Source organism: Streptomyces gamaensis, assembly GCF_042656465.1.
GTDB lineage: Bacteria > Actinomycetota > Actinomycetes > Streptomycetales > Streptomycetaceae > Streptomyces > Streptomyces gamaensis.
The window spans coordinates 94425-107300 of record NZ_JBHSPB010000008.1; the positions used below are offsets into that span (position 1 = coordinate 94425).

Here is a 12876-nt window from a genome sequence, read left to right on the forward strand (position 1 = left end):
CGGCCCGTCTCACGCCTGCGGGAAGCTGAAGGTGTAACCCTCCTGCTTCAGCCAGGGCAGCAGCTTGGCCACGGCTTCCAGGGTCTGCCCCCGGTTGCCGCCGCCGTCGTGCATCAGCACCGTCGGGCCCTTGGCGAGCTGCCGCTGGGCGGTGTCGAGGATCTTCTCCACGCCCGGGTGCTCGAAGTCCTTGGTGTCCACGTTCCAGCCCAGCGGCCGCATGCCGTGCTCGGCGGCGACGCGCCGGCTGTCGGGGGTGAACGCCCCGCCGGGCGCCCGGTAGTAGCGCACGGGCTCGCCGCCCGACGCCTCCTCGATCAGCTTCTGCGCGTCGAGTATCTCCCGCTGCTGGTAGTCGACCGGCTTCTTGTCCATCGTGGTGTCGTGCGACATGGAGTGGTCGCACAGCCGGTGCCCGGCCGCGACCACCTTCTTGACGAGGTCGGGGTGTGCCTTCGCGTTCGGGCCGATCATGCAGAAGGTCGCCTTCGCGCCGTACTCGCGCAGCAGGTCCAGGACCTTGGGCGTCCACGTGGGGTCCGGGCCGTCGTCGAAGGTGAGGTTCACCGTCTTCTTCTCCTCGCCCGGCTTGCCGGAGTCCTCGGACTGACGCGAGATCTCCTCGCTGACCCCGCTCCTGGCCGGGGCGGGCTGCTCGACCTTCCGCGCCTCCGCCTTGTCCCCGGGGTTGTTCGAGGCCGCCACCGCGACGGTGCCGCCGGCGAGCGCGAGCACCGCCGCCGCGACCACGATCCGGTTCCTGTGCTTCTTCGGCAGCCTCATGACGCGGGCCCTGCCTTCCCTCTCGACGATCTCTTGACTCACCTGGAGAGAGGGCGGCGGGCGGCGGCGGGGTGCCCGCTGTTACAGAGTCATCATCAAGTGGGGACAGGGGGATGACGTCACGCCGCCCGCTGACCCGGCGTCAGCGGGCGGCAGCCGGGGTTCATCCCAAAGAGGGCACCGGTTCCCTGGACGCCGTGTCACGGCTGGAGCCCGCCGAGGCGCCCCTCCAGCAGCACCAGCAGCTCGGCGAGCGTGTCGGCGAGCTGGCTCTGCCGCTCCGCGCCGAGCCCGGCCAGCAGCGTCCCCTCGTAGCCGAGCTGATGCGGGATCAGCCGGTCGATGAGCTCGCCGCCCTCCTCGGTGAGGGCGAGGTGGGCCACGCGCCGGTCGCGCTCGTCGGGGCGGCGCGCGACCAGCCCGCGCGACTCCAGGACGCGCAGCCGCTTGGTGACGGCCGCGCCGGAGGCGAAGGTCTCCCGCGCGATCTGCCCGGGGGTCAGCTCCTGGCCCGTGCGGCGCAGTACGGCCAGGATGTCGAACTCCGCGCGCGTGAGCCCCTCGCGCACCAGCGGGGCGTCGGTGGCCTGCTGCAGCAGGGCGGCGCAGCGGTTGAGCCTGCCGATCACGGCCATCGGCGCGTAGTCGAGTCCGGGGTGGACCTGCTGCCACTGGCGCAGCACGCGCGCGACGACGTCCTCGGTCACGGTGGGAATCCTTTCGGTTCGGTGCTCCGGATAGATTCTGCCGTCCCGCCCGGGGCCCGCCGGAAGCGAGGTGCGCACCGCGCCGGGCGCGGACGTGTCCGGGGCACGGCGGACCGGTGCGCGCCGCGCGGATGCCGGTCCGCCGCCGGAGCAACGCCGAGGAGAACGCCGCGGGTTCCGCGCTCCCGGGCCGTCGGCGGCAGCGGACCGGGAGCGCGCGGTCGGCGGCCCTCTATCCGACGGGCGCGGGGCGCGCCGGCTGCCCGCAGGGGGCCAGCGCGGCGAGCACCGCGTGCGCTTCGCGCTCGGCGCGGGCCACCGGCTCCGCGGGCAGGGGCCGCTGCCACCACTCGCCGTCCGCCGTGTCCGCCGCCGCGCGCAGTTCGACCAGCGAGGCCATGAGCCGGTCGCGGGCCCGGCCGGCCTCCTGGGCACCGTACGAGCGCTCCAGTACGGCGAGTGCCGCCGCCCGCGCCTCCCGCACGTGCTCCACCGCCGCCTCGACCCGGTCCGCCGCCCGCCGGTTGGTGACCAGCGCGCACACCAGCAGCCCGACGGCCGCGCCGATCAGTGTGTCGGCGCAGCGGTCGGCGGCCAGTTCGCCCGCGTCGAGTCCGGCGACGAGCCCGGACAGCAGCAGCGCGAGCGGCGTGACGCACACCAGACCCAGCCAGTAGTTGCGCGGCAGGAACGCCTCGGCACCGATCTGGAGGAGCGCCGCCAGGGCCACGATCGCCAGTGGCCCGGTGCGGGCCAGGGGCACCAGAGCGGCGAACAGCAGCAGACCCGCGAGACTGCCGAGCGTGCGCTGCAGCATGCGCTGCCAGGTCAGGGACGTGTTGGCCTGCAGGACCGCGGTCGCGGTGACCACGGCCCAGTACGGGTGGCCGGTGCCCAGCGCGATCGAGGCCCAGCCCGAGAGCGCGCCGCCGACGGCGACCCGGGTGCCGACGGGCAGCAGCGGGGAGCCGGGCCGCAGCCGGTCCAGCACGGCGCGCGCCGCGCCGGAGCGCTCCACGGGGCGTACGGCGGCGGGGGCCGCTCCGGACGGCTCGGGCAGCCGTCCCGAGCGCAGCGCGCGGGCCCGCTCCGCGCAGCGTTCGGTGCGCTCCGGGGTGCCGTGGGCCAGCGTCGCCTCGGCCTCGTGGAGCAGCAGCCACAGGCGGTCCCGCTCGGCGTGCCCCGGACGCAGGGCGTGCCGGGCCGTGTGCAGGGCGGCCAGCGCGGCGTGCCGGGCCCGCGGCACGGCGGCCCCGCCGCCGGCTGCGCCGTGCGGCAGCCGGGCGGCCGCCTCCAGGGCGCGGGCGGTGGCGATGCGCTCCGGTCCGTACGGGCGGACCAGCCCGGGCGCCATGCACACCAGCCACGAGAACGCGCCGCACGCGAGCGTGACCGCGACGTGCGCGGGCACCTCCGTGAGCCGCTGCGGCACGAAGCAGACGGTGGCGGTGACGAACGTGTAGATGAGGTTGCCCGGCGGGCCGACGCGGGTGGCGTCGCACAGCGTCTTCTGCGCGGCCGCGAGCAGGGCCGTCACCAGCACCAGCACGGCGGCCGAGCGCGTCAGCGAGGCGGCCGTGAGGGCCAGGCCCACGCTCGCGGCCATGCCGAGGACCACCCACACCAGCGTCCGGGCGCGGGCCGCGTAGGGCCGGTCGTGCCCGTAGAGCGCGCACAGCGCCCCGCCCGCCGCGTACAGGGCCAGATCGAGGCGGCCCGCCGCGTAGAGCACGAGGTTGGGCACCGCCATCGCGACGGCCCCGCTGAAGGCCGGCTTGTGCCAGATGTCCGTGCCCTTGTTCAGCCGGACCGTGCTGCGCAGGGACGGCAGGGGGCGGGGCAGGGGGCGGCGGTGCTGCCGCCGGTGCGACTCGTTCACCATACGAGAACGTTAGCAGATGTTTTACTAGTGAAACAATGAAGGGTGGTCCAGGACACGCAGCCCGCACGCGGCGGGATCGCCCCACGCCGAGCGCAGGGCCCGTGCCTTGCCGAGCCACAGCGACAGGTCGTACTCGGCGGTGTAACCGATCGCCCCGTGCAACTGCAGCGCGGTACGGGCGGCGGCGTACGCGGCCTCGCCCGCCGCGGCCTTGGCGGCGGCGACCTCGGCACGGCCGGCGTCCGGGGTGCCCCGCGCGAGGGCCACGGCCGCGCCGTACACCAGCGGCTCGGCGCACTCCAGGGCGAGCAGGGTGTCGGCCAGCCGGTGCCCCACCGCCTGGAACGAGCCGACGGGCACCCCGAACTGGCGCCGCGCCCTCACGTACGCGACCGTACGCGCCAGCAGCTCCCGCCCGACCCCCAGCGCCTGCGCGGCCACCGCGAACGCCGCCCAGCCGGCGGCGATACCGCCCGCGGCGCGCACGGCGGGCGAGCAGAGCCGGATGTCCGTGCCGGCGAGCGGCCGGGCGAGCCGGCGCGCGGGATCGAGGGAGGGCTGGACGGACCCGTGGGAAACGGCGAGGCGCAGCCGGTACGAACCGCCCGGCCGGCCGGGGGAGTTCGGCGCACTCCCGATGCCGCTGGCGGGACGCCCCGTGGTCCGCCCGGCGCCCGGAGTGTCCTGCCGGCCCGTGCCCTCCGGCGGCGCACCGCCGGTCGTGCTCTCCGCGCCGGCATCGGCCACGGTGCCCGGACCGCCGGGCCGGCCGGGGGAGGGGCCCTCGGCCTCAGGCGGCACCTCCTCCACCACGAACACCGCCTCGCACACGTCCGCGTCCAGTGTGTACGGGCTGCCTCCCGGCACCGTCAGGCCCGTCCTCACCGTGCCGTCCGCGATCCCCGGCAGCCATTCCCGTGCGAGCCCGCCGCCGTCCCGTTCGCCGAGCGCTGACAGCAGTGCCGCCACCGCCACCGTCTCCGCCAGCGGACCCGGCACCGCGTGACGGCCCAACTCCACGAAAGCCACCGCCAGTTCCACCGGAAGCGGCCCCACGCCGCCGTACTCCTCCGGTACGGCCAGCGCGAACACCCCGGACTCCGCGAGGCGTTGCCACAGGGCGAGCCCCGGGGCGTGGTCGCCGCGCGCCCAGGACCGTACCGCTGACGGGGCGTCGGAGGCGGTGAGCATCCGGTCGAGGGTACGGCCGAAGGCGCGCTGCTCGTCGTCCAGGAAGAACCTCACGGGCGGCGCCCCCTCGGCAGCCCCAGCAGGCGCTCGGCGACGATGTCGCGCTGGATCTCGTTCGTGCCCGCGTACAGCGGACCGGCCAGCGCGAACACCCAGCCGTCCGCCCAACCGCCCCCCTGCGGCGCGTCGTCGGCCCCGGAGGCCAGCTCGCCGCGCGGGCCCAGCAGGTCCAGGGCGAGCTCGTGCAGGGCCAGGTCCAGCTCCGACCAGAGGAGCTTCGTGAGGCTGGACCGGGCGCCGCCCGCTCCCGGGCGGCCCGCCCGCGCGTACGCGAGCAGCTGGTACGCCCGCGCGCGCAGCACGACGCCCGCCACCCGCGCGGCGAGCGCCGTGTCCGCCGGGTCCGCCGTGGCGCGCCACAGCGCCACGAGCCGCTCGGCGGCCGCCGTGAAGCGGCCGGGGCTGCGCAGCGTCGTGCCGCGCTCGTCACCGGCGGTGCTCATCGCGACGCGCCAGCCCTGCCCCGGCTCGCCGAGCACGTCCGCGTCGGGCACGAACACCCCGTCCAGGAACAGCTCCGCGAAGGCGGCCCTGCCGTCGAGCCGGGCGATCGGACGCACCGTCACCCCGGGGGCGTCCAGCGGGAACATCACGTACGTCAGCCCCAAGTGCGGCCGCTCCGCTCCCGGGTGGCTGCGGAACAGCCCGAAGGCACGGTCGGCGAACGCCGCCCGCGAGGACCACGTCTTGTGCCCGCGCAGCAGCCAGCCGCCCTCCGCGCGCACGGCGGTGGAGCGCAGCGCGGCCAGGTCCGAGCCCGCCTCCGGCTCGGACCACGCCTGCGCCCACACGGTCTCGCCGCGCGCCGTCGGCGGGAGCAGCCGGGCGCGCTGCTCCTCGGTGCCGTGCTCCAGCAGGGCCGGGCCGAGGAGGCGGATGCCGTTCTGGGCGACGCGGGCGGGGGCCCCGGCCGCCCAGTACTCCTCCTCGAACAGCAGCCACTCGACGGCGGAGGCGTCCCGGCCGCCGTACCGGGACGGCCAGTCGACGGCGGACCAGCCGCCGTCCGCCAGGGTCCGCTCCCAGGCGCGGTGCTCGGCGAAGCCCTCGGCGGTCTCCAGCGACCGCAGGGGCCGGCGGGGCACGTGCGCGGCGAGCCAGGCGCGGGCCCCGTCGCGGAACGCCGCCTCCCCGGGGGTGGGGTCGAGGTCCATCAGCCGCCCCCCTCCCCGTCCTTGAGGGCGCGCAGGCCCACACCGCCGAGCGGGTCGGCCGTGGTCTCCGCGTTGTGGGCGTGCGCGAGGTGGTGCAGGGCGAAGGCCGCGTCCAGACCGCTGTGCAGCCCCTGAAGGTCCTCGGCCTGGTTGACGGCCCGTTTGGCGAGGGCGAGCCCCATGCGCGGCATCCCGGCGACGCGCGTCGCCAACTCCATGGTCCGGGCGCGGAGTTCGGCGCGCGGCACCACCCGGTTGACCAGGCCGAGTTCGTACGCGCGCCGCGCGCTCATGCGCTCGCCCGTGTACAGGAACTCCCGGGCGATACGCGGCGGCATCACCCACGGATGCGCGAAGTACTCGACGCCGGGGACGCCCATCCGCACCACCGGGTCGGCGAAGAACGCGTCCTCGCTCGCCACGATCAGGTCGCACACCCAGGCCAGCATCAACCCGCCTGCCACGCAGGCCCCTTGGACCGAGGCGATCACCGGTTTCGGCAGCTCGCGCCAGCGGCGGCACATCCCCAGGTACACCTCGGACTCGCGCGCGAACCGCCGCTCGGCGCCCGCCTTGTCCGAGTGGTCCCACCACAGTCCGGCGGTCCGCGCGAAGGGCCGGTCGGCATCGCGGCCGGGCGAGCCGATGTCGTGCCCGGCGCTGAAGTGCTCGCCCGCTCCCGCGAGGACGACGACCTTGACGCCGTCGTCGTCGGCGGCCCGGTAGAAGGCGTGGTCGAGCGCGTAAGTCAGCGCGGAATTCTGGGCGTTGCGGTACTCGGGCCGGTTCATCGTCACCGTCGCGACCGGGCCCGAGCGGGCGTAGAGCACGACGTCGTCCCCCGGCGGGGTGTGCGGGTCGGGGACACGGGTGGCGTCCATACCACTCCTTCCCTAACAAGTGTTAGGCAGGCTAACGTGCCCCCATGAGCAGCGTCGAGGAGTCGCGCGGCACCCCGCAGCCCCCGAAGCCCCTCGCCGGACACGAGCTGCTGGCGGGCCGCACCGCCGTCGTCACCGCCGCCGCGGGCACCGGCATCGGCGGCGCCACCGCCCGCCGCTTCCTCGAAGAGGGCGCCCGCGTCGTCCTCGGCGACGCGCACGCCCGGCGGCTGCGGGCGACCGTCGCCGCGCTCAGCGAGGAGTTCGGCGGCCGCAACGTCGCCGGACTGCCCTGCGACGTCACCGACGAGACGCACGTCGCCGCCCTGTTCGACCTCGCCGAGGAGCGGCACGGCACCCTCGACATCCTCGTCAACAACGCCGGACTCGGCGGCACGGCCGAGCTCGTGGAGATGACCGACGAACAGTGGCAGGCCGTCCTCGACACCACCTTGAACGGCACCTTCCGCTGCACCCGGGCCGCCCTGCGCCGCATGCGCGCGCACGGCGCCGGCGGCGCGGTCGTCAACAACGCCTCCGTCCTCGGCTGGCGCGCCCAGCGCGGCCAGGCCCACTACGCCGCCGCCAAGGCCGGCGTCATGGCGCTGACCCGCTGCGCCGCCGTCGAGGCCGCCGACTTCGGCGTCCGCGTCAACGCCGTCGCACCCAGCCTCGCCCCGCACCCGCACCTCGCCAAGGTCACCACCCCGGAACTGCTCACCGAACTCGCCGCCCGCGAGGTGCTCGGCCGCGGAGCCGAACCCTGGGAGGTCGCCAACGTGATCGTCTTCCTCGCCAGCGGCTACTCCTCGTACCTCACCGGCGAGACCGTGTCGGTCGGCGGGCAGCGCGCGTGACCCACAATGAGCCCGTGCCGAACAGCAAGAAGACCACCGCAGTCCAGCCCGCGCCCGGGCGCCGCCGCGAACTCCTCGCCACCGCAGCCGAGGTGTTCGCCGCCCACGGCTACAACGCCACCACCGTCCGCCGGATCGCCGACCGGGCCGGACTGCTCGCGGGCAGCCTCTACTACCACTTCGACTCCAAGGAGTCGATGCTCGACGAGATCCTCACCGGCTTCCTCGACGAGCTGTGGGCCGGCTACGACGCCGTGCTCGCCGCCGGACTCGGCCCCCGCGAGACCGTCGAGTCCCTCGTCGTGGAGTCCTTCCGGGAGATCGACCGGCACCTGTGGGCCGTCACCATCTACCAGAAGGAGGCACGGCACCTCGCCACACAGCCGCGCTTCGCCTATCTCGCCGAATCCCAGGCCCGGTTCGAGGAGGTCTGGCTCGGCACCCTGGAACGCGGCGTCGCCGAAGGGGTCTTCCGCCCCGACCTGGACGTGCGCCTGGCCTACCGCTTCCTGCGCGACACCGTGTGGGTCGCCGCCTCCTGGTACCGGCCGGACGGCGACCGCACGCCCGAGGAGATCGCCCGCCACTACCTGTCGATGGTCCTCGACGGCATCACGCTCCCGGCGGACCGATGACCCCGCATCCACCGAGCAGTTGACGACCGAGGACGACCGAGGGGGCAGCGGCCATGGCCGAGGCATACATCGTCGAAGCGGTGCGCACCCCCGTCGGCCGGCGCGGCGGCGGCCTCGCGGCCCTCCACCCCGCCGACCTCGCCGCGCACGTGCTGCGCGCCCTGATCGACCGTACGGGCGTGGACCCGGCCGCCGTCGACGACGTCGTCCTCGGCTGCGTCGACACGGTCGGACCGCAGTCCGGGGACATCGCCCGCACCGGCTGGCTGGCCGCGGGCCTGCCCCAGGAGGTGCCCGGCGTCACCGTCGACCGGCAGTGCGGATCCGGGCAGCAGGCCGTGCACTTCGCCGCCCAGGCCGTGCTCTCCGGCACCCAGGACCTCGTCGTCGCCGGCGGCGTGCAGAACATGTCGCAGATCCCCATCGGCTACGCCATGGGCCGGGCCGGCGCGCCCCTTGGCCGTACCGAGGGCCCCTACGCCGGATCCCGGGGCTGGCACGCGCGCTACGGCGACCGCCCCGTCAGCCAGTTCCTCGGTGCCGAGGACATCGCCGCGGCCTGGGGCCTCACCCGCGAGGCCATGGAGGAGTACGCGCTGCGCTCGCACCGGCGGGCCGTGCGCGCGCTCGACGAGGACCGCTTCGCGCGCGAGACCGTCCCCTGCGGGCAGGCCGTGGCCGACGAGGGACCCCGCCGCGACACCTCCTTGCCGCGCATGGCCGCCCTGACCGCCCTGCTGCCCGGCGGCCGCATCACCGCGGCGCTCGCCGCGCAGATCTCCGACGGGGCCGCGGCCCTGCTGCTCGCGAGCGAACGGGCCGTGCGCGCGCACGGACTCACGCCCCGCGCCCGCGTCCACCACCTGTCGGTACGCGCCGACGACCCCGTCCGGATGCTCGGCGCCACCGTCCCGGCCACGGCCCGCGCCCTCGCGCGGGCCGGCCTGACGATCGACGACATCGATGTCGTCGAGGCCAACGAGGCGTTCGCGTGCGTGGTCATGGCCTGGCTCGCGGAGACCGGGGCCGACCCGGAACGGGTCAACGTCAACGGAGGGGCCCTCGCCCTCGGTCACCCTTTGGGTGCCACCGGCGCACGGCTGATGACGTCACTGCTGCACGAACTGGAGCGGAGCGGGGGCCGGTTCGGGCTGCAGACGATGTGCGAGGGAGGAGGGCAGGCGAACGTGACGATCATCGAACGGCTGTAGCCGCGGCCAGCCTCCCCAGCACCTCCTCTGCCTCCCGCATCACCCTTCCCACCAGTTCCGCGCAGCTCGGCACGTCCTCGATCAGGCCCACGACCTGGCCCGAGGCCATCACGCCCGCGTCCGCGCGGCCGTCCACCATGGCCGCCTTCAGCAGCATCGGCGTGTTGGCCGCGAGCAGCACCCGGTTCCACGGGGCGGGCGCGGCACGGCGCAGCGCGAGCCCGTCGCGCAGCAGAGCGGGCCAACTCACCCCGGACAGCCGCCGGAACGCGGACACGTGCCGCAGCGCACGCAGCAACGCCCGTGCCCGGCCGTCGTGTTCGAGGGTGTCCACGAACGCGGTGCGCAGCACCCGGTGCGGGACGCCGTCGACCCGCGTCGTCACGACGGCGTCCTGGGCGGCGGCCGCCAGATACGCGGCCTTCACCGCCGCCGGCACCGTGCTCTCCGCCGTGAGCAGGAAGCGCGTGCCCATCGCGACACCGGCCGCCCCGTACGCGAGCGCGGCCACCAGCCCGCGCCCGTCGTGGAAGCCGCCCGCCGCCACGACGGGCACCCCGACCGCGTCCACGACCTGCGGGAGCAGCACCGTCGTCGCGACCTCGCCCGTGTGCCCGCCGGCCTCGCCGCCCTGCACGATCAGCGCGTCCGCGCCCCGCTCCACGGCCCGTTCGGCGTGCCGCAGGGCGCCCACCGTGGGCATGACGACGACCCCGGCGTCCTTGAGCCGGGCCATCAGCTCGCGCGGGGGACGGCGCGCGAACGAGGCGACGCGCACGCCCTCCGCCACGATGATCCCCACGCGCTCGGCCGCGTCCCCGGCGTCCGCGCGCACATTGACGCCGAAGGGGCGGTCCGTACGCGACCTCACCTCCCGTATCGCCGCCCGCAGTTGATCCGCCGTCATGGTGGCCGCCCCGAGGATGCCGAGCGCGCCCGCGTTCGCCGAGGCCGCGACGAGCCGGGGACCGGCCACCCAGCCCATACCGGTCTGCACGAGGGGGAAACGGACCCCGGTGAGCCGGGTCAGCGGCGTCGCCGGCAGCGGGCCGCTCACCCCGGCACCTCGCGGTGGCACAGCCCGTCCGGGTCGATCACCTCGCGGATCAGCCGCAGTTCGGCCCGCGTGGGCTCACGGGTGCGGGGCACGTCCGCGGGGATGTCCAGCGGGAAGCCGGTCGCCGCCCGTACCTCCTCGGCGGTGACGCCCGGGTGCAGCGAACGGACGCGCAGCGTACGGTCCGGCGTGTCGAAGTCCAGCACCGCCAGGTCGGTGACGACGCGGCGGAGCCGGTGGAAGCGCGCCGCGAACGGGCCCAGGGCGGCCGCCCGGTCGTGGCCCACGCCGCACACCATGTCGACCCGTTCGACCAGGACGCGCGGTGAGTGCCGGGGGACCCAGTAACTGGTGGCGTGGTTGAGGGTGTTGCAGGGCGCGCCGCGCACACCGAGCAGCTGCCGGCGTGGACGCCGCCAGTCGCCGACGCACGAGATGTTCTGGTTGCCGTGCCGGTCGAGCTGGGCCGCACCCATCATCACGTGCCGCCGCCCGCCCATGGCCAGCGCCAGATGCCGGCGGAACGGCAGCCAGCCCTCGATCCGCTCCGCCGGCGCGCCCAGCGCCGGCACCTCGGCCACGAGCAGGGCCCCGCCGTCGGTGAGCAGCAGATCCGGGGCGAACGTCAGCCGTGCGAGCCGGGCACCGGCGGTCGGCACCACGCCCATGGGGCTCGCCAGGACCTCCCCGTCCCCGCGCCAGGCCTCCGCGCACGCCACGACGCACACCTCGCTCCGACGCACGCTCAATTCCCCTCCCTGGGAAGAAGGTTCACCGCCGACCGGTAGGCGTCCTCGTCACCGGAGAGGAAGCGCCGCGCGAAGGCGCGCCAGCCGGCCGGGTCGGCGGCCGCCTTGGCGTAGGCCGCCTGGAACGCCTCGTCCCGCCCGTAGTCCGGCTCGCACGAGGTGAAGTGCGCGCCGCCCGGCGCCTCCACGACGCCCGTGACGCAGTGCCGCTGCACCAGCAGCGTCTGCGGCCCGCCCGCCGGGGCGAAGCCGCCTGTGTCGACGAGGCGCTCGCACGAGACGTACGCCTCGTGGGCGGCCTCGCAGAACAGGTCGTCGAAGTACGGGTCCGGGCCCAGGTACTGGGCGTTGCCCCGCCGGTCCGCCCGGTTCAGGTGCACCAGCGCGGCGTCGAGCGCGAGCGCGGGCACGGCCACCAGCTCCTCGCCGTCCTCGTACGGCGATCTCACCGTGCGCAGGCCCGGGTTGACGGTCAGGACGTCCGAGCCGAGGCCGGCGCGGACGGGCAGGAACGGCAGCCGGTGCGCGGCGGCGGTCAGCCCCCACATCAGCATCGCCTCGTCCAGCTCCACCAGCTCCAGTCCGCCGCGCTCGCGCACGGTGCGGAAGTGCGGTTCGAGGGGGATCGAGTCGAGGGTGACGAAGGCCGTCACCAGCTTGCGGACCCGGCCCGCCGCCACGAGCAGGCCCACGTCCGGGCCCCCGTAGGAGACCACGGTCAAGGACGTGACCGGCGAGCGCAGCAGGGCCCGTACGAGCGCCATCGGTTTGCGCCGCGAGCCCCAGCCGCCGATGCCGACGGTCATCCCGCTGCGCAGCTGGGCGACGGCCTCGTCGGCCGTCATGGTCTTGTCGGCCGCGCGCGTGCTCACCTTCCCTCCCCGGCCGGGGAGGAGGGGCGGCCGCCGAAGCCCGCGCGCAGCCGGTCCGCCACGCCGTCCAGGGTCGCCTCGAAGGTGAACCCCTGCTCGTAGCGGTAGCTGCGGCGCACATCGACCGGTTCGATGCCGTTGAGCGCGGCCTTCGCCAGCCGCAGCAGCAGACCGTCCTTGGCGGCGATCTCCCGGGCCAGCCCCCGGGCCGCGGCGGGGAGTTCGGCGCGGGGGACGACCTGCCACACCGACCCGTGCCGGTGCAGCTCGCGCGCGGTGACCGTACGCGCCGTGTAGTACAGCGTGCGCATCAGATGCTGGGGTACGAGCCGGGCCAGATGGGTCGCCGCGCCCAGCGCGCCCCGGTCCAGTTCCGGCACGCCGAACGTGGCGTCCTCGGCGGCGACCACCGCGTCCGCGCTGCCGACGAGACCGACGCCGCCGCCCAGGCAGTGCCCGTGCACGGCCGCGACGACCGGCACCTCGCAGTCGTAGACCGCCGAAAAGGCCGCAGCGCAGCCGCGGTTGGCACCCAGGAGGGCCGCGTGGCCGGCGGTGCCCCGGATCTCCTTGAGGTCGACGCCGGCGTTGAAGCCGCGCCCGGTCGCGGCGAGCACGACACAGCGGACCTCCGGCGCGCGCCCCGCCGCCCGTACCGCCTCGGCGAGGTCGAACCAGCCTTGCACGGGAAGGGCGTTGACGGGAGGGTAGTCCACGGTGACGACGGCGATGCCCGGGCCGGGGCGCGCACTGGAGACAGCCATCAGGGGATCAGCTACCTTTCCACCTAACGTTTGTTAGGTGTCGACGGTAGCAGCGGAGGAGTCACCACGGGAG

13 protein-coding genes are annotated in these 12876 nt (G+C 75.4%); 3 read left to right on the plus strand and 10 right to left on the minus strand.

Annotated features, from left to right (window positions below):
- Nucleotides 1-9 precede the first annotated feature (9 nt).
- The 6 genes from ACFP1Z_RS15085 to ACFP1Z_RS15110 form a co-directional block, all read right to left on the minus strand.
- Nucleotides 10-783 carry a polysaccharide deacetylase family protein gene (locus tag ACFP1Z_RS15085; protein ID WP_390316787.1) on the minus strand — a complete coding sequence of 258 codons (774 nt, stop codon included), beginning with the start codon at nt 781-783 and terminating at the stop codon, nt 10-12.
- Nucleotides 784-983: 200 nt separating this feature from the next.
- Nucleotides 984-1490 (minus strand): MarR family winged helix-turn-helix transcriptional regulator, encoded by a 507-nt coding sequence (locus tag ACFP1Z_RS15090; protein WP_390316788.1) that lies wholly within the window; start codon nt 1488-1490, stop codon nt 984-986.
- 232 nt (nt 1491-1722) lie between these two features.
- Nucleotides 1723-3372, minus strand: a complete 1650-nt coding sequence (locus ACFP1Z_RS15095) for an FUSC family protein (RefSeq protein ID WP_390316789.1) — start codon at nt 3370-3372, stop codon at nt 1723-1725.
- Between the two features lie 24 nt (nt 3373-3396).
- Nucleotides 3397-4617 carry an acyl-CoA dehydrogenase family protein gene (locus ACFP1Z_RS15100; RefSeq protein ID WP_390316790.1) on the minus strand — a complete coding sequence of 407 codons (1221 nt, stop codon included), beginning with the start codon at nt 4615-4617 and terminating at the stop codon, nt 3397-3399.
- A complete protein-coding gene (locus tag ACFP1Z_RS15105) occupies nt 4614-5777 on the minus strand; it encodes an acyl-CoA dehydrogenase family protein (RefSeq protein WP_390316792.1) in 1164 nt (387 codons plus the stop codon). Before ACFP1Z_RS15105 ends, ACFP1Z_RS15100 begins: the two co-directional genes overlap by 4 nt.
- On the minus strand, nt 5777-6658 hold the full coding sequence (locus tag ACFP1Z_RS15110; RefSeq protein ID WP_390316793.1) for an enoyl-CoA hydratase: 882 nt from the start codon (nt 6656-6658) through the stop codon (nt 5777-5779). Before ACFP1Z_RS15110 ends, ACFP1Z_RS15105 begins: the two co-directional genes overlap by 1 nt.
- A gap of 44 nt (nt 6659-6702) precedes the next feature.
- Here ACFP1Z_RS15110 and ACFP1Z_RS15115 point away from each other — a divergent pair, with 44 nt between their 5' ends.
- The 3 genes from ACFP1Z_RS15115 to ACFP1Z_RS15125 are packed head-to-tail and all read left to right on the plus strand — an operon-like array spanning nt 6703 to nt 9361.
- Nucleotides 6703-7515, plus strand: a complete 813-nt coding sequence (locus ACFP1Z_RS15115) for an SDR family oxidoreductase (RefSeq protein ID WP_390316794.1) — start codon at nt 6703-6705, stop codon at nt 7513-7515.
- A gap of 14 nt (nt 7516-7529) precedes the next feature.
- Nucleotides 7530-8150: a TetR/AcrR family transcriptional regulator gene (locus ACFP1Z_RS15120; RefSeq protein WP_390316795.1), complete on the plus strand. Its 621-nt coding sequence runs from the start codon at nt 7530-7532 to the stop codon at nt 8148-8150.
- Nucleotides 8151-8203: 53 nt separating this feature from the next.
- Nucleotides 8204-9361, plus strand: a complete 1158-nt coding sequence (locus ACFP1Z_RS15125) for an acetyl-CoA C-acetyltransferase (protein WP_390316796.1) — start codon at nt 8204-8206, stop codon at nt 9359-9361.
- On the opposite strand, the gene ACFP1Z_RS15130 is transcribed toward ACFP1Z_RS15125, so the two are convergent.
- From ACFP1Z_RS15130 to ACFP1Z_RS15145, 4 genes are read right to left on the minus strand one after another with little or no spacing between them, the layout of a single operon-like run.
- Complete coding sequence (locus ACFP1Z_RS15130) at nt 9345-10418, minus strand: NAD(P)H-dependent flavin oxidoreductase (protein WP_390316798.1); 1074 nt, start codon at nt 10416-10418, stop codon at nt 9345-9347. The genes ACFP1Z_RS15125 and ACFP1Z_RS15130 overlap by 17 nt on opposite strands.
- Nucleotides 10415-11167: a CoA-transferase subunit beta gene (locus tag ACFP1Z_RS15135; RefSeq protein WP_390316799.1), complete on the minus strand. Its 753-nt coding sequence runs from the start codon at nt 11165-11167 to the stop codon at nt 10415-10417. The genes ACFP1Z_RS15130 and ACFP1Z_RS15135 overlap by 4 nt, the downstream gene beginning before the upstream one ends.
- Nucleotides 11164-12012 carry a CoA transferase subunit A gene (locus tag ACFP1Z_RS15140; RefSeq protein ID WP_390317030.1) on the minus strand — a complete coding sequence of 283 codons (849 nt, stop codon included), beginning with the start codon at nt 12010-12012 and terminating at the stop codon, nt 11164-11166. The genes ACFP1Z_RS15135 and ACFP1Z_RS15140 overlap by 4 nt, the downstream gene beginning before the upstream one ends.
- A 23-nt stretch (nt 12013-12035) precedes the next feature.
- Nucleotides 12036-12803, minus strand: coding sequence for an enoyl-CoA hydratase family protein (locus ACFP1Z_RS15145; protein ID WP_390316800.1), 768 nt, complete (start codon nt 12801-12803; stop codon nt 12036-12038).
- Nucleotides 12804-12876 lie beyond the last annotated feature (73 nt).

Coding starts and splice junctions, on each gene's coding strand:
- ACFP1Z_RS15085 (WP_390316787.1), bottom strand. CDS start 783: ATGAGGCTGCCGAAGAAGCACAGGAACCGGATCGTGGTCGCGGCGGCG.
- ACFP1Z_RS15095 (WP_390316789.1), bottom strand. CDS start 3,372: ATGGTGAACGAGTCGCACCGGCGGCAGCACCGCCGCCCCCTGCCCCGC.
- ACFP1Z_RS15105 (WP_390316792.1), bottom strand. CDS start 5,777: ATGGACCTCGACCCCACCCCCGGGGAGGCGGCGTTCCGCGACGGGGCC.
- ACFP1Z_RS15110 (WP_390316793.1), bottom strand. CDS start 6,658: ATGGACGCCACCCGTGTCCCCGACCCGCACACCCCGCCGGGGGACGAC.
- ACFP1Z_RS15115 (WP_390316794.1), top strand. CDS start 6,703: ATGAGCAGCGTCGAGGAGTCGCGCGGCACCCCGCAGCCCCCGAAGCCC.
- ACFP1Z_RS15125 (WP_390316796.1), top strand. CDS start 8,204: ATGGCCGAGGCATACATCGTCGAAGCGGTGCGCACCCCCGTCGGCCGG.
- ACFP1Z_RS15140 (WP_390317030.1), bottom strand. CDS start 12,012: ATGACGGCCGACGAGGCCGTCGCCCAGCTGCGCAGCGGGATGACCGTC.
- ACFP1Z_RS15145 (WP_390316800.1), bottom strand. CDS start 12,803: ATGGCTGTCTCCAGTGCGCGCCCCGGCCCGGGCATCGCCGTCGTCACC.